This window comes from Pseudomonas sp. FW305-20, from assembly GCF_058788075.1.
The window spans coordinates 1-23,786 of record NZ_JBYTAJ010000013.1 but is presented as its reverse complement, the minus strand read 5'-3'; the positions used below and the strand labels follow the sequence as shown (position 1 = coordinate 23,786).

Below are 23,786 nucleotides of genomic sequence, written 5' to 3'. Positions count from 1 at the left end.
CAAGTTTTAGAGGACTTAACCATGAGCAACGTCGACTACGCCGAAATCGCCAAATTCGAAGCCCTGGCCCATCGCTGGTGGGACCGCGAAAGCGAATTCAAACCGCTGCACGACATCAACCCGCTGCGGGTCAACTGGATTGACGAACGCGTCAACCTGGCCGGCAAGAAAGCCCTCGACATCGGTTGCGGCGGCGGCATTCTCAGCGAAGCCATGGCCCAGCGCGGCGCTACCGTGATGGGCATCGACATGGGCGAAGCGCCGCTGGCGGTCGCGCAACTGCACCAACTGGAATCCGGCGTGAGCGTCGAGTACCGGCAGATCACCGCCGAAGCCCTGGCTGAAGAAATGCCCGAGCAGTTCGACGTGGTCACCTGCCTGGAAATGCTCGAGCACGTGCCGGACCCGTCCTCGGTGATCCGCGCTTGCTTCCGCATGGTCAAGCCTGGCGGCCAGGTATTCTTCTCCACCATCAACCGCAATCCGAAGGCGTACCTGTTCGCCATCGTTGGCGCGGAATACATCATGAAGCTGCTGCCGCGCGGCACCCACGATTTCAAGAAATTCATCCGCCCGTCCGAGCTGGGTGCCTGGAGCCGCATGGCCGGCCTGACCGTCAAGGACATCATCGGCCTGACGTACAACCCGCTGACCAAGCACTACAAACTGGCCTCCGACGTGGACGTCAACTACATGATCCAGACCCTGCGCGAGGAGTAAGCCGATGCGTATCAGAGCAGTTCTTTTCGACATGGACGGCACTCTGCTCGACACCGCGCCGGACTTCATTGCGATCTGTCAGGCGATGCGTGCCGACCGCGGCTTGCCGCCGATGAACGACAAACACATTCGCGACGAGATCTCCGGCGGCGCCAAGGCGATGGTCGCCGTGACCTTCTCCATGGACCCGGAATCACCGGGTTTCGAGGAATTGCGCCTGGAGTTCCTGGAGCGTTACCTCGCCGGTTGCGCGGTTCACAGCAAACTCTTCGACGGCATGGGCGAACTGCTGGCCGACATCGAAAAGGCCAACCTGATCTGGGGCGTGGTCACCAACAAGCCGCTGCGCTTCGCCGAGCCGATCATGCAGCAGCTTGGCCTGGCCGAGCGCTCGGCGTTGTTGATCTGCCCGGACCATGTGAAGAACAGCAAACCGGACCCGGAACCGTTGATCCTGGCGTGCAAGATGCTCGACCTCGATCCGGCCAGCGTGTTGTTTGTGGGTGATGACTTGCGCGATATTGAATCCGGTCGCGACGCCGGCACCAGGACAGCCGCCGTGACCTATGGCTACATTCATCCGGACGATAACCCGCGGCATTGGGGGGCGGATGTGGTGGTCGATCATCCGCTGGAGTTGCGCAAGGTTTTGGATAGCGCCCTCTGTAGCTGCTGAGTAGAGAAGCTTTTGTGGCGAGGGAGCTTGCTCCCGCTGGGCTGCGAAGCGGCCCTTTAATCTGCCACTGCAATCTGTCAGGCACACTGAATTTGCAGGTTTTACGACTGCTTCGCAGCCGAACGGGAGCAAGCTCCCTCGCCACAGGTTCAGTGCCGGCCTTATTGTTGAATTGTTGTGAGGTTTTTCATGTTTGATTATTCCGCCCGCCCAGAATTGCTCAAGGACCGGGTCATCCTGGTCACCGGCGCTGGCCGTGGCATCGGCGCTGCCGCCGCAAAAACCTTTGCCGCCCACGGCGCCACCGTGCTGTTGCTGGGCAAGACCGAAGCCAACCTGACTCAGGTCTACGACGAAATCGAAGCCGCCGGCCACCCACAGCCGGCCGTTATCCCGTTCAACCTGGAAACCGCCCTGCCCCATCAATACGATGAGCTGGCAGCGATGATCGAGACCGAATTCGGCCACCTCGACGGTTTGCTGCACAACGCGTCGATCATTGGCCCGCGTACGCCGATCGAGCAGCTGTCCGGCGAAAACTTCATGCGTGTCATGCAAGTCAACGTCAACGCCATGTTCATGCTCACCAGCACCCTGCTGCCGCTGCTCAAGCTGTCCCAGGACGCCTCGGTGGTGTTCACCTCCAGCAGCGTCGGCCGCAAGGGTCGTGCATATTGGGGCGCTTACGGCGTGTCCAAGTTTGCCACCGAAGGCTTGATGCAAACCCTCGCCGACGAAGTCGATACCGTGGCTCCGGTGCGCTCCAACAGCATCAACCCGGGCGCCACCCGCACCAGCATGCGTGCCCAGGCTTACCCGGGTGAAAACCCGCTGAACAACCCGACGCCCGAGGAGATCATGCCGGTCTACCTCTACCTGATGGGTCCGGACAGCACCGGCATCAACGGCCAGGCGTTCAACGCTCAATAATGCCCGCGCGTCGCTTTTGTGCCGCGGCGGCTTCCCGCCGTGGCACTCAAAGCACGTCGCAACCCTCCCATCAGACGTCAAGCAACTGTCACAAAACCCGTCACCCCTCCTCATCAATAGTTTCAACACATTGATTTATAACGTTTTTTATCCGACTGAACTGAATGGCACGACTTTCGCTCTATATCTGCTTAGACACGCAGTGTGAAAGCAAGCGGGCGGACGCCTGAGCCGACAGATTACTTATCGTCGGCAAAGCGGACTAAACTTGGGCCAGATGTCCTACGGGACTGATGGACCAGTATGACGCGCAGCCCAAAGCCGCTCTCACCCAGCCTGTAAGACAGCCTTACTGCTTAGGGGCGCACGCCATATGAAATCACCTTCCCAGACCAACGCAATTGACTTCGATAGCGCCAAATTGCAACGCCTGGGCTTTGGTCAGCAGCCTACCCTCATCGAGAGGCCGGTCAGCCTTGCACAAAGGCGACAGCAACTGGGCCTGCAGCTGCAAACCAGTCTTGAGCCGCAACGCATTCTCGGGCTCTTCTTCCGTGAGATTCAGCGACTTGTACCGCTTGACGCCATGACGTACGAGCACCTGTCCAGCGACTTGCGCCTGGAGTTCGGCCTGCGCGGCCATCACTCGATCAGCTATAGCCTCAGTCATGAAGGCGAGAATCTGGGTGAACTGGTTTTCCGCCGCAACCAGCGTTTCAGTGAGCAGGAACAAGGCGACCTCGAGTCACTGCTGTCCGCATTGCTGTACCCGATGCGCAATGCCTTGCTCTACCGCGCGGCCACCCAAAGCGCCTTGCGCGATCCACTCACGAATACCGGCAACCGCATCGCCATGGATCAGACCCTGAAACGGGAAACCGAGATGTCGCGTCGGCATCTGCAACCCTTGTCGCTGCTGATGCTGGACATCGATCACTTCAAACTCATCAACGATAACCACGGACACAGCGCTGGCGATGACGTGCTCAAGGCCGTTGCAGCCTCGATCAAAAATCAGTTGCGCAATGTGGACATGGTCTTCCGTTTTGGTGGCGAAGAGTTCTTGATCCTGCTTTCCAACACGAGCCGTGAGGCGGCAGCCATGATCGGCGAGCGCCTGCGATTTGCGTTGCAGGCCGAGAAATATCTGGCTGACGGCCATGCGGTCGAGCTGACGGTCAGCCTTGGTTGCTCGACGCTATTGCCCGGCGAGTCCGCCGAAAGCCTGTTGCGACGGGCCGACAGTGCGTTGTATGTGGCCAAGCGCGAAGGACGTAACCGCTTGGCGATGGCGGGTTGAATGCGCGGCGCGGGCACGCTGGGTTAGCGGCCCGCAACGAAAGGAATCAGCGCATAGCGCCGCGCAATTCCCCCACCAACCCTTGCAACCGGGCTGGCTCTGCCACGTCGACCGACACCGCAGGCCCTGCCACCAGGGTCACCCGTGACCACAACCGGCGAAACATGCCCTTTTGCGGATCGCGACTGAAAAAACTCCCCCACAAACCCTGCAATGCCAGGGGAATCACCGGTACCGGCGTCTCTTCGAGAATCCGCGTCAGCCCACCCTTGAACTCGTTGATCTCGCCATCGGCGGTCAATTTGCCCTCCGGGAAGATGCACACCAATTCGCCGTCCTTCAGATACTGAGCAATGCGCGTGAAGGCTTTTTCGTAGATCTGAATGTCTTCCTGACGTCCCGCGATAGGAATGGTCCCGGCCGTGCGAAAGATGAAGTTCAGCACTGGCAGGTTGTAGATCTTGTAATACATCACAAAGCGAATCGGCCGACGCACCGCGCCGCCAATCAGCAAGGCGTCGACGAAGGACACGTGATTGCACACCAGCAATGCCGCGCCTTCATCGGGAATCAGCTGCAAATTGCGATGCTCCACGCGGTACATGGAGTGGCTGAGCAGCCAGATCAGGAAGCGCATGCTGAATTCGGGGACGATGCTGAAGATGTAGGCGTTGACGCCGATGTTAAGCAGCGACACCACCAGGAACAGCTGCGGAATCGACAGCTCGACCATGCTCAGCAAGACGATCGAGACAATCGCCGAGACCACCATGAACAGCGCGTTGAGAATATTGTTGGCGGCGATTACCCGCGCCCGCTCGTTCTCCGGAGTCCGCGACTGAATCAGCGCATACAGCGGCACGATGTAGAAACCGCCGAACACGCCAAGCCCGAGAATGTCGATCAACACCAGCCAGGCATGGCCAAAACCCAGGACTTCGATCCAGCCATGGCCGGCAACACTGTCTGGAATCCCACCGGAATGCCACCACAGCAGCAAACCAAACACAGTCAGACCGAAAGAGCCGAACGGCACCAGACCGATTTCGACTTTGCGCCCGGACAATTTCTCGCAGAGCATCGAACCGAGTGCGATACCGACCGAGAACACCGTAAGAATCAGCGTCACCACGGTTTCGTCGCCGTGCATCCACTCCTTGGCATAGGCCGGGATCTGCGTCAGATAAATCGCCCCGACAAACCAGAACCACGAGTTGCCGACAATCGAGCGTGACACCGCCGGAGTCTGCCCCAAGCCCAGCTTCAACGTGGCCCAGGACTGGCTGAAAATGTTCCAGTTCAGGCGCATTTCCGGGGAGGCGGCCGCAGCCCTCGGAATGCTGCGACTGGCCAGATAGCCGAGCACCGCCACACCGAGGATCGCCGTGGAGACGATCGGCGCGTAATGACTGGAGGACATCATGATCCCGGCGCCGATGGTCCCGGCGAGGATCGCCAGGAAGGTGCCCATTTCCACCAGGCCGTTGCCACCCACCAGTTCTTCGTCACGCAAGGCTTGGGGCAGGATCGAATATTTCACCGGCCCGAACAGCGCTGAGTGAGTGCCCATGGCAAACAGCGCCACCAGCATCAGCCACAGGTGATCGAACATGAAACCGACCGCGCCGACCGCCATGATGGCGATTTCCCCGAGCTTGATCAGACGAATCAGCGCGTCCTTGGCGAACTTTTCCCCGAACTGCCCGGCCAGTGCCGAGAACAGGAAGAACGGCAGGATGAACAGCAGCGCACACAGGTTGACCCAGATCGAGCGGTCACCGTCGATCGTCAACTTGTAGAGAATGGCGAGAATCAGCGACTGCTTGAAGATGTTGTCGTTGAACGCCCCGAGCGACTGCGTGACGAAGAACGGCAGGAAGCGCCGGGTGCGAAGCAAGGTGAACTGTGAGGGGTGACTCATCTTCCATGTGTCCCTGATGTTGGGTAGAGAGTGGCGTGGATGCAGTTATTGGAATATCCAACGACGATCCAGGCCACACATTACCTAAACTTTGCAGGTTATTTGTTTAATCCTGCAATGCACGGCGAGACAAATAACTCACCCCGCCAGGCGCCCTGCACTGTCCGTTTGGCGACGATCAGCCACATCACCGCCAGCAACACCACCAGCACGCAGCCAAAAACGCTGAAAAACGTCAGGTTCAAGGTACTGGCCAGTTTCAATGTCGCCAGGGAATAGACGCCCAGCGGGAAGGTAAAACCCCACCAGCCGAGATTGAAAGGGATGCCGACGCGCAGGTAACGCAGGGTGATCAGCACCGCGATCAGCATCCACCACAGGCCAAAGCCCCACAAGGTAATCCCGGCCACCAATCCCAACCCTTCGGCGATTTCACCGATGCCCGGCAGACCATTGGCCGCAAAGATCGCCGGCGCATCGGCGCCCAGCAGCAACATGCCCAGCGCCCCGGTGCCAATCGGACCGAGCGCCAGCCAGCTGGAGGCGGCCATGTTTTCGTGGGGCAATTTATGCAGCGCCATCCGCAGCAATAGAATGGTCAGAATGCTGAACGCCACCGGTAGGGAAAAGGCCCAGAGCACGTAGCTGGTCACCAGCACCACCAGTTGCGAATGGGCATCAGCCAGGTGCGGCGCCAACAGGCCACCGCTGGCGGCCGCCACTTCTGCCGCTACCACCGGCAACAGCCAGACGGCGGTCATCTGGTCAATGCTGTGCTCCTGACGGGTGAACATCAGGTAGGGAATCAGCACGCCGCACGCCACAGACATCGCCACATCCAGCCACCACAGCACCTCGGCGAGATGTATCACGCCCTCACCCCAACGCGGCAGACCAAACAGTAAGAAACCATTAATGATGGTCGCCAGGCCCATGGGGATGGTGCCGAAAAACATCGAGACCGTGGAGTGGCCGAAAATCCGCTGCGCCTCATCGAAAAACAGCGCCCAACGCGCCGCATACATGACCGTGAACAAAACGAACAGCACGATGTTGAACAGCCATAGGGCTTCGGCAATCGCGTACAAACCGGCATTTGCGCCGGGCAGCTGCGCCAGCGCCAACGCCAGCACACCAGTGCCCATGGTGGCGGCGAACCAGTTCGGCGTGAACTGGCGGATCACCTCACGCGGGTGCTGCAAATGACTGAAGGGTTTGAAACCGGCTGGGGCAATGTTGGGGCATGTCATGGTGAACTCCTGTCCTCTGTTGAGGTGGAGTCCATGGTAGATCCGAATCGAATATCGATATAACGGGTAATATCTCTAACTGTTATCTGTTTTGCAGATATAGCGTCAGACGCTGCCTTCAGTCTCGATCACCAGGATTCTTGCCACACCTTGCGGATGGGCAACGTGTTCGGTGCCGACGTCGGCATAGAAGATATCGCCTACGCCCAACATCACTTCTTGCTCCTGTCCTGCTTCGCGATAACGCATCTGCACAACACCATCCAGCACCACGAACACTTCCTGCCCATCATTGATGTGCCATTTATAGGGCTGATCGGTCCAGTGCAAACGCGTGGTGATGCCGTTCATGTTGGCGATATCCAAAGCACCCCAGGCACGGTCAGCGGTGAAGGATTTGCTGCGGATGATCTTCATGGGTCGGTCCGTCGAAAGGCAGGGCGGTGCCAAGGCTAACGGTCATCGAACATCGACGCCACAGACTTTCATCGACTGCTGACGCATCAACGCGAGCAGAGCGCCGGCCGAAAGAATAATCAGCACCGCGCCGTAACCATCGGTCGTGGCCACCAGCCCGAAGGTCCGGGTCAAATTCCCGGCCAGCAACGACGGCAAGCAGAACGCCAGATAACTGAGCACGTAGTAAGCCGACATCAACCCTGCCCGTTCATGGGGTAAGGCCAGCGGCACGACGCTGCGCAATGCACCGAGGAAACCGGCACCGAAACCGCATCCGGCCACCAGCGTCCCGACGAAAAACAGCGTAAGGCTGGCGCTGTGCACCGCCATCAGGATCAGCGCGACACCAACGGGCAGCAGGCTGCCGCCCAAGCGCAAAACCTTGTCGGCCGGCCGATCGCGCAGGGTGTAGATCATCAGAGCGCCGGTCACCGTCAACACCGCCACCGTCGCACCGCCAATCAGATTCGAGGTCGAACCCGTCGCTGTGCGCACCAGAGACGGCGCCAAGGAAGCGTAAAAACCACCGAGCGCCCACACCGCGATATTGATCGGCAGCACTAGCCACAACGCACGTCGCGCCTGGATCGGCACATGCAGTGTCGGGCGCAGCGAAGCCCAGGCTCCCGGTTGGCGGCTGACGCTTTCCGGCAATCGCCAGACGTACAGCGCCTGCATCACAAACAGCGCGAACAGCACCCAATAGGTCAACTGCAACGGCAGCGGTGCAAACTCGGCCAACAAGCCGCAGCCCATGGCGCCCACCGCCATGCCCAGCAACGGCGCGACACTGTTGACCAACGGCCCCTGCTGGCGATCGGTGTCCAACAGCGCCGCACTCAATACGGCGGTGGCCATCCCCGTTGCAAAGCCTTGAAGCACTCGCGCGCTGATCAACCAGGCGACACTGTTTGCATTGATGAACAGCAGCATCGCCAGCATGTTCAGCATCACAGCGGTAAAGATCACCGGTTTGCGCCCCAGGTAATCCGAGAGCGAACCGACCGTGAGCAGTGCCGCCAGCAAGCTGATCGCGTACACGCCGAAAATCAGGGTCAGGGTCGCTGCCGAGAATTGCAGGTGTTCCTGGTACAGGTGGTACAACGGCGTCGGCGCCGTGGACGCCGCCAGAAAACTGAGTAAGGTGATCGCCAGGAACCACAGGCTTGAACGATTAGACGTTGAACTGGACATGCGCACGCTCCGTAAAGCTAACTTTTTGCTTTTGCGGAGTGTGCGACTGGCCAGAGCTTAAAGCAAATTCTTTGTGTTAAGGTCCGATGCATGGCTATAAAAGAAGGTTTACGCCCCGGCGGCAGAAGCGCCCGGGTGCTGAAGTCGGTCCACTCGGCAGTGCGCGATCTCCTCGAAGAGCAGGACCGCACCACCGTGACCGTCCCGCAAATCGCCGCGCGTGCCGGCGTCACGCCGTCGACCATCTATCGGCGCTGGGGCGATCTGTCGGTGTTGTTGGCGGATGTCGCCCTCGCCCGCATGCGTCCCGAGAGCGAACCGGCCAATACCGGCAGCCTGCGCGGCGACGTGCGCGCCTGGGCCGAGCAGTATCTGGACGAGATGAGTTCCGAGCCCGGCCGCAATATGTTGCGCGATGTGCAATGCAGCACCACGCCGACACTTTGCGCGACGATTATTGGCGGGCAGTTGCAGACGATCCTGGATCGTTACCCCGATCAGCCGAAGCCGAACGTCGATCGGCTGATCAACCTGGTGGCGGCGCCGACGGTGTTTCGCATCCTGTTCTCGGCGGCGCCGCTGGAGATTGAGGAGTTGCATCGGTTGATCGAGATTGCGTTGAGTCAGTAATACCGCCATCGCGAGCAGGCTCGCTCCCACAGTTGATCTTCAGTGGACGCCGCCATCGCGGGCAAGCCTTGCTCCTACAGTTGATCTTCAGTGGACGTGTAATTTGTGAACGACATAGATCCATTGTGGGAGTGAGCCTGCTCGCGATGAGGCCTGCACAAACATCAAAGATCCCACTGACACACCGCCTGCGACACCCCGCCACGCCGCGACCTTGGTCGACACTGACTAACCCCTGCCATCGTGCGAGACTGTCTGTCCGGGCGGGAGTCCCGGGTGTCTTTTGTCTGGAGTTCCCATGTCGCTGTCCAGCGGGCTGATCGCCGTCGTCGCCCTGGCCTATATGGCCATCATGTTCGCCATCGCCTTCTACGGCGATCGTCGCAGCACACCGTTGCCGCCGCGAGTGCGCGCCTGGGTGTACAGCCTGTCGCTGGCCGTCTATTGCACCAGCTGGACCTTCTTTGGCGCCGTGGGCCAGGCCGCCGAACAACTCTGGTCTTTCCTGCCGATCTACCTCGGGCCGATCCTGCTGCTGGTGTGCGCACCGTGGGTCCTGCAAAAAATGGTGATGATCAGCAAGCAGGAGAACATCACGTCCATTGCCGACTTCATCGCCGCGCGTTATGGCAAATCCCAGTCGCTGGCGGTGGTGGTGGCGCTGATCTGCCTGGTCGGCGTGTTGCCCTACATCGCGCTGCAACTCAAGGGCATCGTGCTCGGGGTGAACCTGCTGATCGGCGCCGGTGCCGACGCCATGGGTACGCGCGCCCAGGACACGGCGTTGATCGTGTCGCTGGTACTGGCGCTGTTCACCATCGTCTTCGGTACCCGCAACCTCGACGCCACGGAGCACCACCGCGGCATGGTGCTGGCGATTGCGTTCGAATCGCTGGTCAAGCTGTTCGCCTTTCTCGCGGTCGGCGCGTTCGTGACCTATGGCCTGTACGACGGTTTCGAGGACCTGTTCGACCAGGCCATGCTCGCCCCGCGCCTCGAAGAGTATTGGAAGGAAACCATCAACTGGCCATCGATGGTGGTACAGACCGGCGTGGCGATGATGGCAATCATCTGCCTGCCCCGGCAGTTCCATGTGACCGTGGTAGAAAACATCGACCCCCAGGATCTGCGCCTGGCCAAATGGGTGTTTCCAGCCTATCTGGCGCTTGCGGCGCTGTTCGTCGTGCCCATCGCCCTCGCCGGTCAGATGCTGCTGCCGAGTTCGGTGCTGCCGGACTCGTTTGTCATCAGCCTGCCGCTCGCCCAAGCCCATCCTGCCCTGGCGATGCTGGCGTTTATCGGTGGCGCCTCGGCGGCGACCGGCATGGTGATTGTCGCCAGCGTGGCGCTTTCGACCATGGTCTCCAACGACATGCTGTTGCCATGGTTGCTGCGGCGCAACAACGCCGAGCGGCCGTTCGAAGTGTTCCGCCAGTGGATGCTCTCGGTGCGCCGAGTGAGCATTGTGGTGATTCTGCTGCTGGCCTACGTCAGTTATCGCCTGCTCGGCTCGACGGCGAGTCTGGCGACCATCGGCCAGATCGCCTTCGCCGCCGTGACCCAACTGGCCCCGGCCATGCTCGGCGCCCTGTACTGGAAACAGGCCAATCGTCGCGGTGTATTCGCGGGTCTCGCCGCCGGGACATTCCTCTGGTTCTACACCCTGATTCTGCCGATCGCGGCCCACAGCCTTGGTTTGTCCTTGAGCAGCTTCCCGGGGCTGGCCTGGTTGCACAGCAACCCGCTGAACCTGCCGCTCACCCCGCTGACCCAAGGCGTGGTGTTGTCGCTGGCGGCCAACTTCACGCTGTTCGCCTGGGTGTCGGTGCTGTCGCGAACGAGGGTTTCGGAACATTGGCAGGCGGGTCGCTTCATCGGTCAGGAAATCAGCGCCCGCCCCAGCGCCCGTTCGATGCTGTCGGTGCAGATCGACGATTTGTTGCAGCTGGCCGCACGCTTCGTCGGCGAAGAACGCGCCCGTCAGAGTTTTATCCGCTTCGCCTACCGCCAGGGCAAAGGCTTCAACCCGAACCAGAATGCCGACGGGGAATGGATCGCCCACACTGAACGCTTGCTGGCCGGTGTACTCGGCGCTTCCTCGACCCGTGCGGTGGTAAAAGCCGCCATTGAAGGTAGGGAAATGCAACTCGAGGACGTCGTGCGAATCGCCGACGAAGCTTCGGAAGTGCTGCAATTCAACCGCGCGCTGCTGCAAGGCGCGATCGAGAACATCACCCAAGGCATCAGCGTGGTCGACCAGTCGCTGAAACTGGTGGCCTGGAACCGGCGCTATCTGGAGCTGTTCAACTACCCGGATGGACTGATCAGGCTTGGCCGCCCGATTGCCGACATCATTCGCTACAACGCCGAACGCGGACTATGCGGTCCCGGTGAAGCCGAAGTGCACGTGGCCCGGCGCCTGCACTGGATGCGTCAGGGCCGCGCCCACACCTCTGAAAGACTTTTCCCCAATGGTCGTGTGATCGAGCTGATCGGCAACCCGATGCCGGGTGGCGGTTTTGTCATGAGTTTCACCGACATCACCGCGTTCCGCGAGGCTGAACAAGCGCTGACCGAAGCCAACGAGGGCCTGGAGCGACGGGTCACCGAGCGGACCCACGAACTGTCGCAACTCAACCTCGCCCTGACCGAAGCCAAAGGCACCGCGGAGTTGGCCAACCAGTCGAAAACCCGATTCCTGGCGGCGGTCAGCCACGACTTGATGCAACCGTTGAACGCTGCGCGACTGTTCTCGGCCGCCCTTTCCCATCAGGAGGACGGTCTCTCCGGCGAGGCGCAAAAACTGGTCCATCATCTGGACACGTCACTACGCTCGGCGGAGGACTTGATCAGCGATTTGCTGGACATTTCCCGCCTGGAAAACGGCAAGATCAACCCCGATCCGAAGCCGTTCGTGCTCAATGAGATGTTCGACGTCCTCGGTGCCGAGTTCAAGGCGCTGGCCCACGACCAGGGGCTGAAATTCCGGGTCAGGGGCAGCAAGTTGCGCGTCGACAGCGACATCAAACTGCTGCGACGAATCCTGCAGAACTTCCTGACCAATGCCTTCCGCTACGCCAAAGGCCCAGTGCTGCTGGGGGTTCGCCGACGCAAGGGCGAGCTGTGCCTGGAAGTCTGGGACCGAGGCCCGGGCATTCCGCTGGATAAACAGCAGGTCATCTTCGAAGAATTCAAACGCCTCGACAGCCACCAGACGCGCGCTGAAAAAGGCCTCGGGCTGGGCCTGGCGATCGCCGACGGGTTGTGCCGCGTGCTCGGTCATACCTTGCGCGTACGCTCCTGGCCGGGGCGCGGCAGCGTGTTCAGCGTCAGCGTGCCGTTGGCTCGTGCTCAAGCCGCCCTGCCGACCAAGACCGCCGAGCTCAATGGCAAATTGCTGAGCGGCTCGCAGGTACTGTGCATCGACAACGAAGACAGCATCCTGATCGGCATGAACAGTTTGCTGACGCGCTGGGGTTGTCAGGTCTGGACCGCGCGCAACCGCGATGAATGTGCGGCGCTGCTCAGCGACGGGATGAGACCGCAATTGGCCTTGGTGGATTACCACCTGGACGATGGCGAGACCGGAACCGAACTGATGGCATGGTTGCGCACCCGATTGGGTGAGCCTGTGCCGGGGGTTGTGATCAGCGCCGATGGGCGACCGGAGACGGTAGCCCAGGTGCATGCGGCGGGGCTGGATTACCTGGCTAAACCGGTGAAACCGGCGGCGTTGCGGGCGTTGTTGAGTCGGCATTTGCCGTTGTAGCGCGGCAGGTGTGAGTCTTGTGGTGAAGCCACTGCTCGCGATGCCTTTTTGGCTACTCCGGCAATTCGGCCAACCCATCCACGTCGGTCATCGCCCGCTCCAGCAAGTCTGCCGGCAAGCTCTTGCTCGCCCGCGCGCCAAGCAACTTGAGTTGCTCGGCGCGACTGACCAGATTGCCGCGGCCTTCTGTCAGCTTATTGCGCGCCGAGCTGTAGGCTTTATCCAGTTGCTGTAAGCGATTGCCGACTTCATCCAGATCCTGGATGAATAACACGAACTTGTCGTACAGCCACCCGGCCCGCTCGGCGATTTCTCGAGCGTTCTGGCTCTGGCGCTCCTGCTTCCACAAGCTGTCGATCACCCGTAGGGTCGCCAGCAAAGTGGTCGGGCTGACAATGACGATGTTGCGATCGAAGGCCTCCTGAAACAGTGTCGGTTCAGCCTGCAACGCGGCGGAAAACGCCGCTTCGATCGGTACGAAAAGCAGGACGAAATCCAGGCTGTGCAAACCGTCGAGACGCTTGTAATCCTTGCCGGCCAGCCCTTTGACGTGAGTGCGCAAGGACAGCACGTGCTGCTTGATGGCGATCTGGCCGATCGCATCGTCTTCGGCCGCGACGTATTGCTGATAGGCCGTGAGGCTGACCTTGGAGTCGACCACCACCTGCTTGTCGCCCGGCAGATAAATGATCACGTCCGGCTGGAAACGCTCACCGTCCGGCCCCTTGAGGTTGACCTGGGTCTGGTACTCGCGCCCCTTCTCCAGGCCCGCGTGTTCAAGCACCCGCTCAAGAATCAGCTCACCCCAGTTACCTTGGGTTTTCTGCCCTTTCAAGGCGCGGGTCAGGTTGGTGGCTTCGTCGCTCAGGCGCAGGTTCAGTTGTTGCAGCCGCTCCAGTTCCTTGGCCAGGGAAAAACGTTCGCGGGCTTCTGCCTGATAACTTTCTTCGACGCGTTTTTCGAAGGACTGAATACGTTCCTTCAACGGATCGAGCAACTGACCGAGGCGTTGTTGACTGGTTTCGGCAAAACGCTGCTCGCGTTCGTCGAAGATCTTGCCGGCCAGCTCCGCGAACTGCGCTCGCAGCTCGTCTCGTGAGCCCTGCAGGTCATTGAGGCGCTGCTGATGGCTTTCCTGCTGCTCGCGTAGCTCAGCGTTGAGCGAAGCGGCCTGGGCGGCCAGACGGCGCAACTCAGCCTCTTTGCCGGCGCGTTCCAGATTCCAGGCGTGGGCGGCGTCGCGTGCGTCGTCACGTTCGATCTGCAGCAGTTCGACTTCACGGCGTACGGCGGCCAGGTCTGCCTGTTTGGCGGCGTTGGCCTGGCCCAGATCACCGATTTCATCGCGACAGGCTTCGAGTTGGGCGTTCAATCCATCCTGAGCCAGTAGGGCCATGGCCAGACGCTCTTCCAGCAGCGCAGCCTCTGACTGCGTGGCGTTCGCTCGCCGCTGAAGTTGCCAGGCCAGTACCAGTAACGGCAGCGCAGCGCCCGCCAGACCGAGCAATGCGCTGGTCAAGTCCATAGCCATAGCCACTCCTGCCAATGAAATAAAGCTTGAAGGTTAACCAAGGCGTCAGGTCTTGGACAGCTCAGTCTTCGATCAGCCCCAGTTCCTGCTGGGCGCGTCGATCCCCTGCCCGCGCGGCCGAACGCAGAAGGTCCTGGCCGATACGACGATCCCGGGCATTCCCGCATTCACGGCACATCAGCAGACCGAGGCGGCTTTGCGCGGCCACGACCCCTTCACGGGCTGGCTGCTTGAGCAAACGTCCGGCGAGGTGTTTGACATTGGGGTTTTCGCCCAGACGCGGGCTGTCCAGCAGCCACTCGGCCACACGCATCGAAAAGCGTTTAGGCGGGGTGATGCCGGAGGGTGTGGAGGTTGCAGAGACTGATACTGAGCGAAACTTCATAAAGCACTGTGGGGCAGATCGGAAGGCGCGCCACTCTACTCTTTTTTTCTTACAGGTAAAGCCCAAAAAAACCCGGCACGCCCGTCCTAGAGCAAGCGCTCGGGACAATCCACAGAAGCTGTGGATAACTCAGTGGACAACCGCCCTTGAACTCTCGCAAAGCCCTATGGAATGGGGCTCGCAGTCAAACTGACGATTTTTTCACCAGTAAAAAAAAGCGATGTTTTTCATTGACTTAAATTTTGGTTACAGGCACCCACTGCGTTTGAAGGGAAGATGACAGCGGCGTGACACTCTTCGCAACTTATGTGCACAAGTCCCTTCGAGGCAGTTATATCGATGCGCTTTTTCGGCGCATTTTTTGCCTGCAGCTGGGGATAAACCTTGGCAAACCCACGATCCAGACTGGTCCTGGGCCGATGAGCCGCGACTACCAATGGTCGGAATTTGTGCTATTACAGGGCGCGTCAGCGATTCATGAGCCTTGTCCGAGCGCCAATCCGAACGTTGAATGGGGGCGTTCAAAGAACTTTTTTGCCAACACACTTCCCTTCAGTCATTCAATCCGTTAGTATCCGCGGCGTTAGTACCAAGCTGAAAGTCAATTCTGGTCGAACAAATCCCCCCGGTCAGCCTTCCCAACGGAAGCCTCTACCGACAAAGCGGGATCGACCACCTCGATGGTTTCCAGGTAAACCTTGCGTCAACACTGCCTTTGAATCGAAAGCAAAGGGTGTTGCGAAGCTCACTTACTCTGACCGAACCAACCTGCAAATTGATCAGGATCTTCACCCCGGGCCCAGAACCTTTGCCCTTGATGTGTTGCCTGCCCTCCTAAGTACCTACCTGCCAGCCCAAGCGCGCCAATTTATCAGCGCTTCAAACTGGCTGCTTTGTTCCAGTCGGGTTCTTCGTTCGACCAATGGTGGTCGTCGTCACTGGAACGTTTTAACTTTGCACGGTTCTTATCCGTGTCGCTTGTAGGAACACCCAATGACTATGTCTACTCAAATCCACACCCAGGATGCCATTCGCACCCTAACCAACGCTTTTGCACCAATGAACTGCCTGATCATGGCTGCTCGCAAAGGCTGCTTCAGCTTCACTCTGGTCAACGAACACGGCATCGCTCGTCACAGCGAACGCCTGTACCCCGATCAATACTCCAGCGCCGAGCCGCTGCAGGCCGTGATCGAGCGTACCCGTCAGGCACTGGTTGCCTGATACGCCAGAAAGACTGAAAACCTCAAAAGCCTCGCTTAAAAAGCGGGGCTTTTTATTGCCTGATATTTCTCTTTTCGCCGCTGCCGCCTAAGTACAAACCGATATAACGGTTATAACTCGCGGCCGGAAATATTTTAAAAACAGGCCTTTACGGCGCGAATATGACACTACACTTCAACTCAAGCGGCTTGAGCCGCTTCCGGCGAGCCTGAGTCGATTCACCGCTGCCAAGGCCTTCAGGTATCGCCGACCATTTCATGTTTCGAGGGTTTTATGGGTATCGCTGCCAGCGAACTGTGCCGTTATGTGATCCGCCCGACCTTGATTTATCTCGGGCGCCATAGCGCAACTGCTGAATCCCTGCTGCTGGGTGTTGCCGCCAGCCAGTCAGCCCTTGGAACTGCCCTGCATGACCGCCGTGGACACGGCTTGTACCGAATCGCCGAACCCCGCCACCAGGCACTTTGGGACCACTACCTGGCACTTGATCCCGAACGCGCAAGCCTGGTTCGCGGCCTGGCCAGCCAACATGCGTTCCTCAGTGGCCCGCATCTCGAGTTGACCGTCAACCTGCGTTACGCCACAGCCATCGCCTGGCTGCTGGTAGAAGAACAGAACACCCCCCTCCCCGAAGCAGACGACCTACTGGGAATGGCGCGCATCTGGCGCCAGACCTTCCAGCCTCAAGGACGCCTGAGAGACTTCACCTGCGCTTGGCAAACCTGTGTTTCACCGCTGAATCAGGTCGCCTGCTGATCGACTGTTTCCACAAGATCGCTCAACTGCTGCGATTTTGGTCGGATTGTCCTACAAAACCGCTCTAAATCAAGCGATACAGCCTATGGCGCTGGGACGAAAATGTTGGTAATTTTCGCCCCGGTGATCACCAGGAGTTCTAATAATGAAAAAAGTAATGCTCAAAACCACCATTAGCCTCGCCGTTGCCATGGCATCCACCCAAATCTTCGCCAGTGGTTTTGCCCTCAACGAACAAAGCATCAGCGGGATGGGGACAGGTTTTGCCGGGCGATCTTCAGCTGCCGACGACGCATCCACAGTTTTTGGCAACCCTGCCGGCATGTCTCGCCTCAAGCGCGAACAAGTAACCGGTGGTGTTGCATTCATCGACGCGCACGCTGATATCAGCGATGCGAGCTCCAGCCCGAATAGCGGTACCAACAAAGGTGACATGGTCCCTTTCATGGGCGTGCCCATGGGTTACTACGTCAAGCCAATCGATGACCAGTGGGCAGTCGGTTTCGGCGTCTACGCTCCGTTCGGCCTGGTGACCGACTACGAGAACGGCTTCGCCGGCAAATACTTCGGCAGCAAGAGCGAAGTCACCATCGTGACTCTCCAGCCAACTGTCAGCTACGCCTTCAACGACAAGGTGTCGATCGGTTTCGGTCCGACCATCAACCGCATCGACGGTACACTGGAATCGAACCTGTCGCTGAACCCTCGCGCCGCAGACGGCACCGTCAAGATCGAGGGTGACGACACCGCGCTGGGTTACAACATCGGCATCATGGTTCAAGCCCTAGAAAGCACTCGCCTCGGCCTGACCTATCACTCGAAGGTGAAGTACAAGCTCGAAGGTGACACCAAGGTCAACTATGCCGTGCTCGGCCCACTGGGGAACCAGAAGTTCGACGCTTCGCTGGACATCACCACGCCTGAGTCGGTGGACTTCTCGGTCACTCACCAGTTGAACGACCAGTGGACCCTCTACGCAGGCAGCACCTGGACTCGCTGGAGCCGCCTGAAAGAGATCTCCGTCGATAACGAAGGCGTTCCTGCCGCCCTGGCCGCACGTGGTTTTGGCACCATCACCGAAGAACAGAACTGGCACGACACCTGGGCTCACGCCATCGGTGCTTCGTACCAGCTGAACAAACAGTGGGTGCTGCGTACCGGCCTGTCGGTTGACCAGTCGCCGACCAATAACGAAAACCGTTCCCCACGCATCCCGACCGGCGATCGCAAGATTTTCAGCCTGGGCGCTGGCTGGAGCCCAACCGACGACCTGACCATCGACGTAGCGTATTCGTACCTGCGCGAAGAGTCGGTCAAGGTCAACAACAGCAACGGCCGTCAGAACTACAGCGCAGAGTATGAAAACTATGCAAACGGTTTCGGTGTTGGCGCGACCTACCGCTTCTGATGATTCACGGCGAGCCTGAATCTCTGGCCGCCTGAATTGAAAAAGCCCCGCTCTCTTGTGCAGAGGCGGGGCTTTTTAATGGGCGCCGATCAGGGTTGCGAGGCCAATGCCTTCTCCACCGCCGCGATGAGTTCGGGATCATCGGGCTTGGTCAGGCTGGAGAAACTGGCGATCACCTTGCCCTGGCGATCGACCACGTACTTGTAGAAGTTCCACTTCGGCGCGACGCTCTGCCTGGCGATGACCTTGAACAAGTGCGTCGCGTCATTGCCGCGGACTTTCTGCGGTTCCGTCATGGTGAACGTCACGCCGTAGTTCACGTAGCAGACCTTGGCAGTCTCTTCGCCATCCTTGGACTCTTGCTTGAAGTCGTTTGACGGAACACCGATTACTTCCAGCCCCTGATCCTTGTAACGCTGATTCAGCGCCTCAAGGCTTTTGAACTGCGGGGCGAAACCACAGAAGCTCGCGGTATTGACCACCACCAGCGGTTTGCCAGCGAAGCGCTGGCACAGGTCGATGGATTCCTTGGCGCGCAGCTTGGGCAACGAACCTTGCAAAAGCTCCGGGCATTCGGCCGCTTGGGCCAATCCACCAAACGCTACCAGTAACGCGGGAACTGCCAGCCAACGTTTCAACATGTCGGTGCATCCTTGAGAATCGTCAAGACCGAAGTTACTCGCCCTCACATCCTGCTAGCAAGCACCCATGCCCAGTTGCATCAACGCCAGCCCGCCCTGATGCCAGCCCCACCACGACAGGGCCAGCAGCAAGGCGCAGACAGCGAGGACAGCAATCCGCGGCCAGAGACTGTTCATATCGCACTCATCTGTGTTTGCAGGCGCGCCACCGGCTGCTCACGCACCGGCCAGTTCAGGGCGGCGGCCAACAGGCTCAAGAGAATCGCCACTTGCCAGATCAAGTCGTAGCTCCCGGTTCGGTCGTACACCACCCCGCCCAACCAGCCGCCGAGGAACGATCCGAGCTGGTGAAACAGGAAAACAATCCCACCGAGCATGGACAGATTTCGCACGCCGAACAAGGTCGCGACGGTGCCGTTGGTCAAGGGCACGGTCGACAACCACAGGAAGCCCATCGCCATGCCGAACAGGTAAGCAGTGGTCGTCGTGACCGGCGCCCACAGGAACAACCCGATCACCACTGCGCGCAGCAGATACAGGCCAGTCAGCAAACGTGGCTTGGACATCCGGCCCCCGAGCCAGCCCGCCGTGTAGGTCCCGAAAATATTGAACAACCCGATCAGCGCCAGCACCGTCGTGCCGACGCTCGCCGGGAGGTGCTGATCCACCAGATACGCCGGCAAATGCACGCCGATGAATACCACCTGGAAGCCGCAAACAAAAAAGCCGAACGCCAGCAGCCAGAATCCCGAATGGGAACAGGCCTCGTGCAAGGCTTCGGACAGTGTTTGCTCATGACCGAGCACCGGCAGCGGTTTGTCCTTGAGCATGCTCACCAGCGGCACAATCAGCGCCACCAGCAGACCCAGCACCAGCAATGCCGCGGACCAGCCAAGCCAGCCGATCAACCCCAGTGTGCCGGGCAACATGGCGAATTGACCGAAAGAGCCGGCAGCGCTGGCAATGCCCATGCCCATGCTGCGTTTCTCTGGCGGCACTGCGCGGCCGACCACGCCGAGGATCACCGAGAACGAGGTACCGGACAGACCGATGCCGATCAACAGGCCGGCACTCAGAGACAAGGTCACGGCCGAATCCGACAGGCCCATGAACACCAGGCCCAATGCATACAGGACACCGCCGACCAACACCACTTTTGCGGCGCCGAAGCGGTCGGCCAGCGCGCCGGTGAAGGGCTGCGCCAGGCCCCAGATCAGGTTCTGCAAGGCAATGGCGAAGGCAAACGTCTCACGCCCCCAGCCGAATTCGGCACTCATTGGCGCCAGAAACAGCCCGAAGCCGTGTCTTACCCCTAAGGACAACGCGAGAATCAGCGCACTCCCCAACAAAACCCAACCGCACGTACGCCACATCGATGTCATTCTTGTTCTCCGGTAGCGGGTATATACCCGCTTAAGATCGGAAAAACCGGCTTCACGCCAGTTCGTCCAGCAGTCGCAGCAAGGTTTCTCGTTTTTCGGCGCCCAAGCGGTCGATCAACCGCTGCTGCGCCGCTTCCCACGCCGGCAAGGCCGCTTTCAGACGTTCAATACCAGCCTCGGTGAGCATGACGATGCGGTTACGCATGTCTTCGCCCTCGACCAGCATCAGCAGGCCTTCGCCTTCCAGCACCCGCAGATTGCGCCCCAAGGTGCTGCGATCCAGCCCCATGGCCTCGGCCAACGTGGAAATACTCGGTTTATCCAGACGCTGCAGATTACACAGCAGAGAATACTGGGCGACGTTGATCCCGAAGCCATCGAGAGCGCCGTCGTAGTGCCTGCTGACGCCACGGGCGGCGCGACGCAGGTTGATGCATAAACATTGGGATTCGAGCATGGTGCGTGTATATACCCGCGGTTAAATGAAAGCAAGTTTCAAAATTAGTTTTGTAAGGTAGATCGCCATCGCGAGCAAGCTCGCTCCCACAGGGACCGCATCCCAATGTGGGAGCGAGCTTGCTCGCGATGAGGCCAAAACAGCCACCGCATCTCAATCAGGTCAACGCCAACCCCACCAGCACCGCGACCTCAAGGATTTCCAGCAACGCCCCCGCGGTATCGCCCGTCGTACCGCCCAATCGGCGCAGCATCACTTGCCGCAACCAGACAAACACCAACGCCGCCAGCACCACTGCCAACACGCCGCTGAGACCGGCAATCAAAACGCAAGCCAACGCACTCACCGCCAACACCTGCGTACCCGCCAAACGCGGCAGATGATCGGCCAGCGCTTGCCCCAAGCCACCAGCGCGCACATAAGGCGTGGTCAGGAACAACCCCAACATCGCGCTGCGCCCGATCAACGGGACAATGATCAGGACAACGGCGTGTTGCTGCTCGATCAATGCCAGCAACGCGGCGAATTTGAGCAGCAACACCAGCACCAGCGTCACCACCGCAATCGGCCCGCTGCGCGGGTCCTTCATGATCGTCAAGGTGCGCTCTCGATCACCGAACCCACCGAGCCATGCATCGGCGCTGTCGGCCAGGCCATCCAGGTGCAACGCACCGCTGAGCAAGACCCAAACCGTCAGCAACAGCGCGGCGTGAAGCAACAACGGGGTGCCGAGCAGCAGCCAGTTGAACGCCCACAAAATCGCGCCGAACAGCAGGCCGACCAGCGGATAAAACAGCAACGACCGCCCCAACTCCTGTGGTTCCGGCATGCCCGGCAGACGAATCGGCAGACTGCTCAAAAATTGCAGGGCGATCCAGAACGGCAACATGGTCAGAGCGCTTCCTTTAACAACAGGCCGGATTCGACCGTCAGCGAAAACACCGCGCCATGCCCGACTTCGACGTTGAGCAACTGCTCACGAGGCAATCCCCGGGCCTGAGCCAGCAACAAGCGCATGACCCCGCCGTGACTGATCAGCAACACCCGCTCGCCCGCGCAGGTAGCCTGCAAGCGCTCAACGGCTGCCAACACTCGCGTCGAAAAATCCACCACCGGTTCACCCTGAGGCGGCGTAAATGAGTAAGGATCGGCCCAGAACAATCCCAACGCCTCGGCATCGGTTTCCATCAGCGCGGCGGCGCTCTGCCCTTCCCAGGCGCCGAAGTGCAGCTCCTGCAGGCCTTTATCCAACTGCACCGGCAAACCCAACTGTGCGCCGAGTTCTTCGGCGAACCGCGCACACCGCTGCAGTGGCGAGCTGACCAAACGATCCCAAGGCCCCTGCTCGATTACCGCCGCGCGCATCTGCGCCCAGCCCTTTTCAGTCAGCGCATCGTCGAGGCTGCCGCGCAAACCGCCACCGAGTTCGGTTTCACCGTGGCGCAACAGGTCCAGGCGCAAGGTCATGCCGGACGGTCCGCCACGGCGGCCTCGGCGAACGTCGCCATCTGCCCGTGAAGGTCGCACGCCAAACGCAGCAACGGCACGGCCAACGCCGCACCACTGCCCTCGCCCAGACGCAGGCCGAGGTCCAGCAGCGGTTCGGCGTTCAGGGTTTCCAGCACATGACGATGACCCGGCTCGGCACCGCGATGACCGAACAACAGCCACTGACGGCATTCAGGATTCAAGCGCACCGCGACCAACGCCGCGACGCTGCAAATGAAACCGTCGACCAGCACTGCGACGCCTTCCTGGGCACACGCCAGATACGCACCGACCAGTGCCGCGATTTCAAAACCGCCGAGGTTGAACAGGGTTTGCAGCGCATCGCCACGTTGAGCGCTGTGCAACGCCAAAGCGCGTTCGATCACTTGCGCTTTATGGCTGACACCCGCCGCATTCAAACCGGTGCCCGGCCCGGCCAGATGCACCACCGGGCAATCGAGCAAGGCACAGGCCAATGCGCTGGCCGCGGTGGTGTTGCCGATGCCCATCTCGCCACCGATAAACAACTGCGCACCCGCCGCGATGGCGCGCTGCACGCTGTCGCGACCGGCCTGCAAAGCGAGCTCGCCTTGAGCCGGCGTCATTGCCGGACCTTCGACGAAATTCGCCGTACCGGGGCCGATGTTCACGTGACGCACACCCGGCGAATTCAACGACGGCGTCACCGTGCCGAGGTCGACCACTTCCAGGGAGGCCCCGAGTTGCCGCGCCAACACGCTGATCGCCGCCCCGCCGCTGACGAAGTTGAGCAACATCTGCCCGGTGACTTCCTGGGGAAATGCCGACACCCCTTCAGCGACCACGCCATGGTCACCGGCAAAAATCGCGATCCACAACTGATCCAGACTCGGCTTGACCTGCCCTTGCAGCCCGGCCAATTGCACCGCCACCGACTCAAGCCGACCGAGGGAGCCGGCCGGTTTGGTCAGCTGCTGTTGACGGGCCTGCGCCTGCTCGACCGCTTGAGCATCGATCGGCTTGCACGGGTTCAGCCACCAGGATTGAGTCATAACGCAGTTCCTTTCAAAGTCAGGGGCAGGCCGGCGACGGTCAGGACGACTCGCTGACAGCGCTCGGCCAAGGCTTGATGCAGCCAACCGGCTTCATCGACATAGCGGCGAGTCAATTCGCCCAGCGGCACGACACCCATTCCGGTCTCGTTGCTGACAAAAATGATTTCACCCGGCAACGATGCCAGGCAGTCCAGTAGCGCTTCACGTTCGGCCGACAGACGCTCAGCGTCGTCGAGCATCAGCAGGTTGGTCATCCACAACGTCAGGCAATCCACCAGCAGGCAACGTTCAGCGCTGGCGGTTTCGCGCAGGACGCGGGCGAGTTGCAGAGGTTCTTCGATCAACGCCCATTCGGCTGGACGACGGGCGCGGTGATGGGCCACTCGCTCGTTCATTTCACCGTCCAGGGGTTGGCTGGTGGCGATGTAAGTCACTGCCAGACCGCTGTCGGAGGCGAGTTTTTCAGCCAGGCGGCTTTTGCCGGAGCGGGCGCCGCCGAGGATCAGTTGCAGCATGGTTCATTCCTTAAATGTGCGGTGAGCCGACTTCCGTCTTCGCGAGCAGGCTCGCTCCCACCTGCCAGGAGATTTCCCCCATGACTCCCAATTCCTACCCTGCCGCTCAGCACGTC

Annotated in this window: 23 protein-coding genes; 9 read left to right on the top strand and 14 right to left on the bottom strand. The window is 60.1% G+C overall.

Annotated elements, in window-relative coordinates:
• Positions 1 to 21: 21 nt before the first annotated feature.
• The 4 genes from ubiG (at position 22) to AC3WP4_RS13410 (ending at position 3,626) form a co-directional block, all read left to right on the top strand.
• Complete coding sequence (gene ubiG, locus AC3WP4_RS13425; RefSeq protein WP_074874755.1) at positions 22 to 720, top strand: bifunctional 2-polyprenyl-6-hydroxyphenol methylase/3-demethylubiquinol 3-O-methyltransferase UbiG; 699 nt, start codon at positions 22 to 24, stop codon at positions 718 to 720.
• 4 nt (positions 721 to 724) lie between these two features.
• Entirely contained in the window at positions 725 to 1,396 is a 672-nt protein-coding gene (mupP, locus tag AC3WP4_RS13420; RefSeq protein ID WP_074874753.1) for an N-acetylmuramic acid 6-phosphate phosphatase MupP, read from the top strand.
• Between the two features lie 189 nt (positions 1,397 to 1,585).
• Entirely contained in the window at positions 1,586 to 2,326 is a 741-nt protein-coding gene (locus AC3WP4_RS13415) for a YciK family oxidoreductase (RefSeq protein WP_074874751.1), read from the top strand.
• A 373-nt stretch (positions 2,327 to 2,699) separates the two neighbouring features.
• Positions 2,700 to 3,626 carry a GGDEF domain-containing protein gene (locus tag AC3WP4_RS13410; protein WP_074874749.1) on the top strand — a complete coding sequence of 309 codons (927 nt, stop codon included), beginning with the start codon at positions 2,700 to 2,702 and terminating at the stop codon, positions 3,624 to 3,626.
• A 46-nt stretch (positions 3,627 to 3,672) separates the two neighbouring features.
• Here the strand turns inward: AC3WP4_RS13410 and AC3WP4_RS13405 are convergent, their stop codons facing one another.
• The 4 genes from AC3WP4_RS13405 to AC3WP4_RS13390 form a co-directional block, all read right to left on the bottom strand.
• Positions 3,673 to 5,547 (bottom strand): MFS transporter, encoded by a 1,875-nt coding sequence (locus AC3WP4_RS13405; protein WP_102614646.1) that lies wholly within the window; start codon positions 5,545 to 5,547, stop codon positions 3,673 to 3,675.
• A gap of 98 nt (positions 5,548 to 5,645) precedes the next feature.
• Positions 5,646 to 6,797 (bottom strand): TDT family transporter, encoded by a 1,152-nt coding sequence (locus AC3WP4_RS13400; RefSeq protein WP_102614647.1) that lies wholly within the window; start codon positions 6,795 to 6,797, stop codon positions 5,646 to 5,648.
• Positions 6,798 to 6,902: 105 nt separating this feature from the next.
• Entirely contained in the window at positions 6,903 to 7,214 is a 312-nt protein-coding gene (locus tag AC3WP4_RS13395; RefSeq protein ID WP_074874743.1) for a cupin domain-containing protein, read from the bottom strand.
• Between the two features lie 42 nt (positions 7,215 to 7,256).
• The gene (locus tag AC3WP4_RS13390; protein ID WP_102614648.1) at positions 7,257 to 8,450 is read right to left on the bottom strand and encodes an MFS transporter; all 1,194 of its coding nucleotides are present in this window, start codon (positions 8,448 to 8,450) and stop codon (positions 7,257 to 7,259) included.
• Positions 8,451 to 8,540: 90 nt separating this feature from the next.
• Here AC3WP4_RS13390 and AC3WP4_RS13385 point away from each other — a divergent pair, with 90 nt between their 5' ends.
• Both AC3WP4_RS13385 and AC3WP4_RS13380 read left to right on the top strand, forming a co-directional pair.
• The gene (locus AC3WP4_RS13385; RefSeq protein WP_102614649.1) at positions 8,541 to 9,080 is read left to right on the top strand and encodes a TetR/AcrR family transcriptional regulator; all 540 of its coding nucleotides are present in this window, start codon (positions 8,541 to 8,543) and stop codon (positions 9,078 to 9,080) included.
• A gap of 298 nt (positions 9,081 to 9,378) precedes the next feature.
• Entirely contained in the window at positions 9,379 to 12,849 is a 3,471-nt protein-coding gene (locus tag AC3WP4_RS13380; RefSeq protein ID WP_102614650.1) for a hybrid sensor histidine kinase/response regulator, read from the top strand.
• Between the two features lie 52 nt (positions 12,850 to 12,901).
• On the opposite strand, the gene AC3WP4_RS13375 is transcribed toward AC3WP4_RS13380, so the two are convergent.
• On the bottom strand, positions 12,902 to 14,266 hold the full coding sequence (locus AC3WP4_RS13375) for a DNA recombination protein RmuC (RefSeq protein ID WP_162842870.1): 1,365 nt from the start codon (positions 14,264 to 14,266) through the stop codon (positions 12,902 to 12,904).
• 175 nt (positions 14,267 to 14,441) lie between these two features.
• Positions 14,442 to 14,765 carry an SEL1-like repeat protein gene (locus AC3WP4_RS13370; RefSeq protein ID WP_074874731.1) on the bottom strand — a complete coding sequence of 108 codons (324 nt, stop codon included), beginning with the start codon at positions 14,763 to 14,765 and terminating at the stop codon, positions 14,442 to 14,444.
• Positions 14,766 to 15,764: 999 nt separating this feature from the next.
• Between AC3WP4_RS13370 and AC3WP4_RS13365 the strand changes: the two genes are divergently transcribed.
• From AC3WP4_RS13365 to AC3WP4_RS13355, 3 genes are all read left to right on the top strand, one after another.
• Positions 15,765 to 15,989: a hypothetical protein gene (locus tag AC3WP4_RS13365; protein ID WP_007898912.1), complete on the top strand. Its 225-nt coding sequence runs from the start codon at positions 15,765 to 15,767 to the stop codon at positions 15,987 to 15,989.
• 273 nt (positions 15,990 to 16,262) lie between these two features.
• The gene (locus AC3WP4_RS13360) at positions 16,263 to 16,745 is read left to right on the top strand and encodes a hypothetical protein (protein ID WP_074874727.1); all 483 of its coding nucleotides are present in this window, start codon (positions 16,263 to 16,265) and stop codon (positions 16,743 to 16,745) included.
• A 145-nt stretch (positions 16,746 to 16,890) separates the two neighbouring features.
• Positions 16,891 to 18,153, top strand: coding sequence for an OmpP1/FadL family transporter (locus AC3WP4_RS13355; RefSeq protein ID WP_074874725.1), 1,263 nt, complete (start codon positions 16,891 to 16,893; stop codon positions 18,151 to 18,153).
• An 89-nt stretch (positions 18,154 to 18,242) separates the two neighbouring features.
• Here the strand turns inward: AC3WP4_RS13355 and AC3WP4_RS13350 are convergent, their stop codons facing one another.
• The 8 genes from AC3WP4_RS13350 to cobU all read right to left on the bottom strand — a co-directional run bounded on the left by AC3WP4_RS13350 (position 18,243) and on the right by cobU (position 23,670).
• Positions 18,243 to 18,794 carry a glutathione peroxidase gene (locus AC3WP4_RS13350; RefSeq protein WP_074874723.1) on the bottom strand — a complete coding sequence of 184 codons (552 nt, stop codon included), beginning with the start codon at positions 18,792 to 18,794 and terminating at the stop codon, positions 18,243 to 18,245.
• Between the two features lie 54 nt (positions 18,795 to 18,848).
• Positions 18,849 to 18,971: a hypothetical protein gene (locus tag AC3WP4_RS13345; protein WP_256581131.1), complete on the bottom strand. Its 123-nt coding sequence runs from the start codon at positions 18,969 to 18,971 to the stop codon at positions 18,849 to 18,851.
• The gene (locus AC3WP4_RS13340) at positions 18,968 to 20,176 is read right to left on the bottom strand and encodes an MFS transporter (protein ID WP_074874721.1); all 1,209 of its coding nucleotides are present in this window, start codon (positions 20,174 to 20,176) and stop codon (positions 18,968 to 18,970) included. Before AC3WP4_RS13340 ends, AC3WP4_RS13345 begins: the two co-directional genes overlap by 4 nt.
• Before the next feature lie 52 nt (positions 20,177 to 20,228).
• Complete coding sequence (locus AC3WP4_RS13335) at positions 20,229 to 20,633, bottom strand: MarR family winged helix-turn-helix transcriptional regulator (protein WP_074874719.1); 405 nt, start codon at positions 20,631 to 20,633, stop codon at positions 20,229 to 20,231.
• Positions 20,634 to 20,790: 157 nt separating this feature from the next.
• Positions 20,791 to 21,522, bottom strand: coding sequence for an adenosylcobinamide-GDP ribazoletransferase (locus AC3WP4_RS13330; RefSeq protein ID WP_102614651.1), 732 nt, complete (start codon positions 21,520 to 21,522; stop codon positions 20,791 to 20,793).
• A 2-nt stretch (positions 21,523 to 21,524) separates the two neighbouring features.
• The gene (gene cobC / locus AC3WP4_RS13325) at positions 21,525 to 22,100 is read right to left on the bottom strand and encodes an alpha-ribazole phosphatase family protein (protein WP_102614652.1); all 576 of its coding nucleotides are present in this window, start codon (positions 22,098 to 22,100) and stop codon (positions 21,525 to 21,527) included.
• Positions 22,097 to 23,152: a nicotinate-nucleotide--dimethylbenzimidazole phosphoribosyltransferase gene (gene cobT / locus AC3WP4_RS13320; protein WP_074874714.1), complete on the bottom strand. Its 1,056-nt coding sequence runs from the start codon at positions 23,150 to 23,152 to the stop codon at positions 22,097 to 22,099. The genes cobC and cobT overlap by 4 nt, the downstream gene beginning before the upstream one ends.
• Positions 23,149 to 23,670: a bifunctional adenosylcobinamide kinase/adenosylcobinamide-phosphate guanylyltransferase gene (gene cobU / locus AC3WP4_RS13315; protein ID WP_074874712.1), complete on the bottom strand. Its 522-nt coding sequence runs from the start codon at positions 23,668 to 23,670 to the stop codon at positions 23,149 to 23,151. The genes cobT and cobU overlap by 4 nt, the downstream gene beginning before the upstream one ends.
• Between the last annotated feature and the right edge of the window lie 116 nt (positions 23,671 to 23,786).

What these genes read in the sequence shown, in the direction of transcription:
- AC3WP4_RS13400 (WP_102614647.1), bottom strand. Translation starts at nt 6,797, where the DNA reads ATGACATGCCCCAACATTGCCCCAGCCGGTTTCAAACCCTTCAGTCAT.
- ubiG (WP_074874755.1), top strand. Translation starts at nt 22, where the DNA reads ATGAGCAACGTCGACTACGCCGAAATCGCCAAATTCGAAGCCCTGGCC.
- AC3WP4_RS13405 (WP_102614646.1), bottom strand. Translation starts at nt 5,547, where the DNA reads ATGAGTCACCCCTCACAGTTCACCTTGCTTCGCACCCGGCGCTTCCTG.
- AC3WP4_RS13340 (WP_074874721.1), bottom strand. Translation starts at nt 20,176, where the DNA reads ATGACATCGATGTGGCGTACGTGCGGTTGGGTTTTGTTGGGGAGTGCG.
- AC3WP4_RS13355 (WP_074874725.1), top strand. Translation starts at nt 16,891, where the DNA reads ATGAAAAAAGTAATGCTCAAAACCACCATTAGCCTCGCCGTTGCCATG.
- AC3WP4_RS13335 (WP_074874719.1), bottom strand. Translation starts at nt 20,633, where the DNA reads ATGCTCGAATCCCAATGTTTATGCATCAACCTGCGTCGCGCCGCCCGT.
- AC3WP4_RS13410 (WP_074874749.1), top strand. Translation starts at nt 2,700, where the DNA reads ATGAAATCACCTTCCCAGACCAACGCAATTGACTTCGATAGCGCCAAA.
- AC3WP4_RS13370 (WP_074874731.1), bottom strand. Translation starts at nt 14,765, where the DNA reads ATGAAGTTTCGCTCAGTATCAGTCTCTGCAACCTCCACACCCTCCGGC.
- cobC (WP_102614652.1), bottom strand. Translation starts at nt 22,100, where the DNA reads ATGACCTTGCGCCTGGACCTGTTGCGCCACGGTGAAACCGAACTCGGT.
- AC3WP4_RS13380 (WP_102614650.1), top strand. Translation starts at nt 9,379, where the DNA reads ATGTCGCTGTCCAGCGGGCTGATCGCCGTCGTCGCCCTGGCCTATATG.
- cobT (WP_074874714.1), bottom strand. Translation starts at nt 23,152, where the DNA reads ATGACTCAATCCTGGTGGCTGAACCCGTGCAAGCCGATCGATGCTCAA.
- cobU (WP_074874712.1), bottom strand. Translation starts at nt 23,670, where the DNA reads ATGCTGCAACTGATCCTCGGCGGCGCCCGCTCCGGCAAAAGCCGCCTG.
- AC3WP4_RS13345 (WP_256581131.1), bottom strand. Translation starts at nt 18,971, where the DNA reads ATGAACAGTCTCTGGCCGCGGATTGCTGTCCTCGCTGTCTGCGCCTTG.
- AC3WP4_RS13350 (WP_074874723.1), bottom strand. Translation starts at nt 18,794, where the DNA reads ATGTTGAAACGTTGGCTGGCAGTTCCCGCGTTACTGGTAGCGTTTGGT.
- AC3WP4_RS13330 (WP_102614651.1), bottom strand. Translation starts at nt 21,522, where the DNA reads ATGTTGCCGTTCTGGATCGCCCTGCAATTTTTGAGCAGTCTGCCGATT.
- AC3WP4_RS13360 (WP_074874727.1), top strand. Translation starts at nt 16,263, where the DNA reads ATGGGTATCGCTGCCAGCGAACTGTGCCGTTATGTGATCCGCCCGACC.
- AC3WP4_RS13390 (WP_102614648.1), bottom strand. Translation starts at nt 8,450, where the DNA reads ATGTCCAGTTCAACGTCTAATCGTTCAAGCCTGTGGTTCCTGGCGATC.
- AC3WP4_RS13365 (WP_007898912.1), top strand. Translation starts at nt 15,765, where the DNA reads ATGTCTACTCAAATCCACACCCAGGATGCCATTCGCACCCTAACCAAC.
- AC3WP4_RS13385 (WP_102614649.1), top strand. Translation starts at nt 8,541, where the DNA reads ATGGCTATAAAAGAAGGTTTACGCCCCGGCGGCAGAAGCGCCCGGGTG.
- AC3WP4_RS13415 (WP_074874751.1), top strand. Translation starts at nt 1,586, where the DNA reads ATGTTTGATTATTCCGCCCGCCCAGAATTGCTCAAGGACCGGGTCATC.
- AC3WP4_RS13395 (WP_074874743.1), bottom strand. Translation starts at nt 7,214, where the DNA reads ATGAAGATCATCCGCAGCAAATCCTTCACCGCTGACCGTGCCTGGGGT.
- mupP (WP_074874753.1), top strand. Translation starts at nt 725, where the DNA reads ATGCGTATCAGAGCAGTTCTTTTCGACATGGACGGCACTCTGCTCGAC.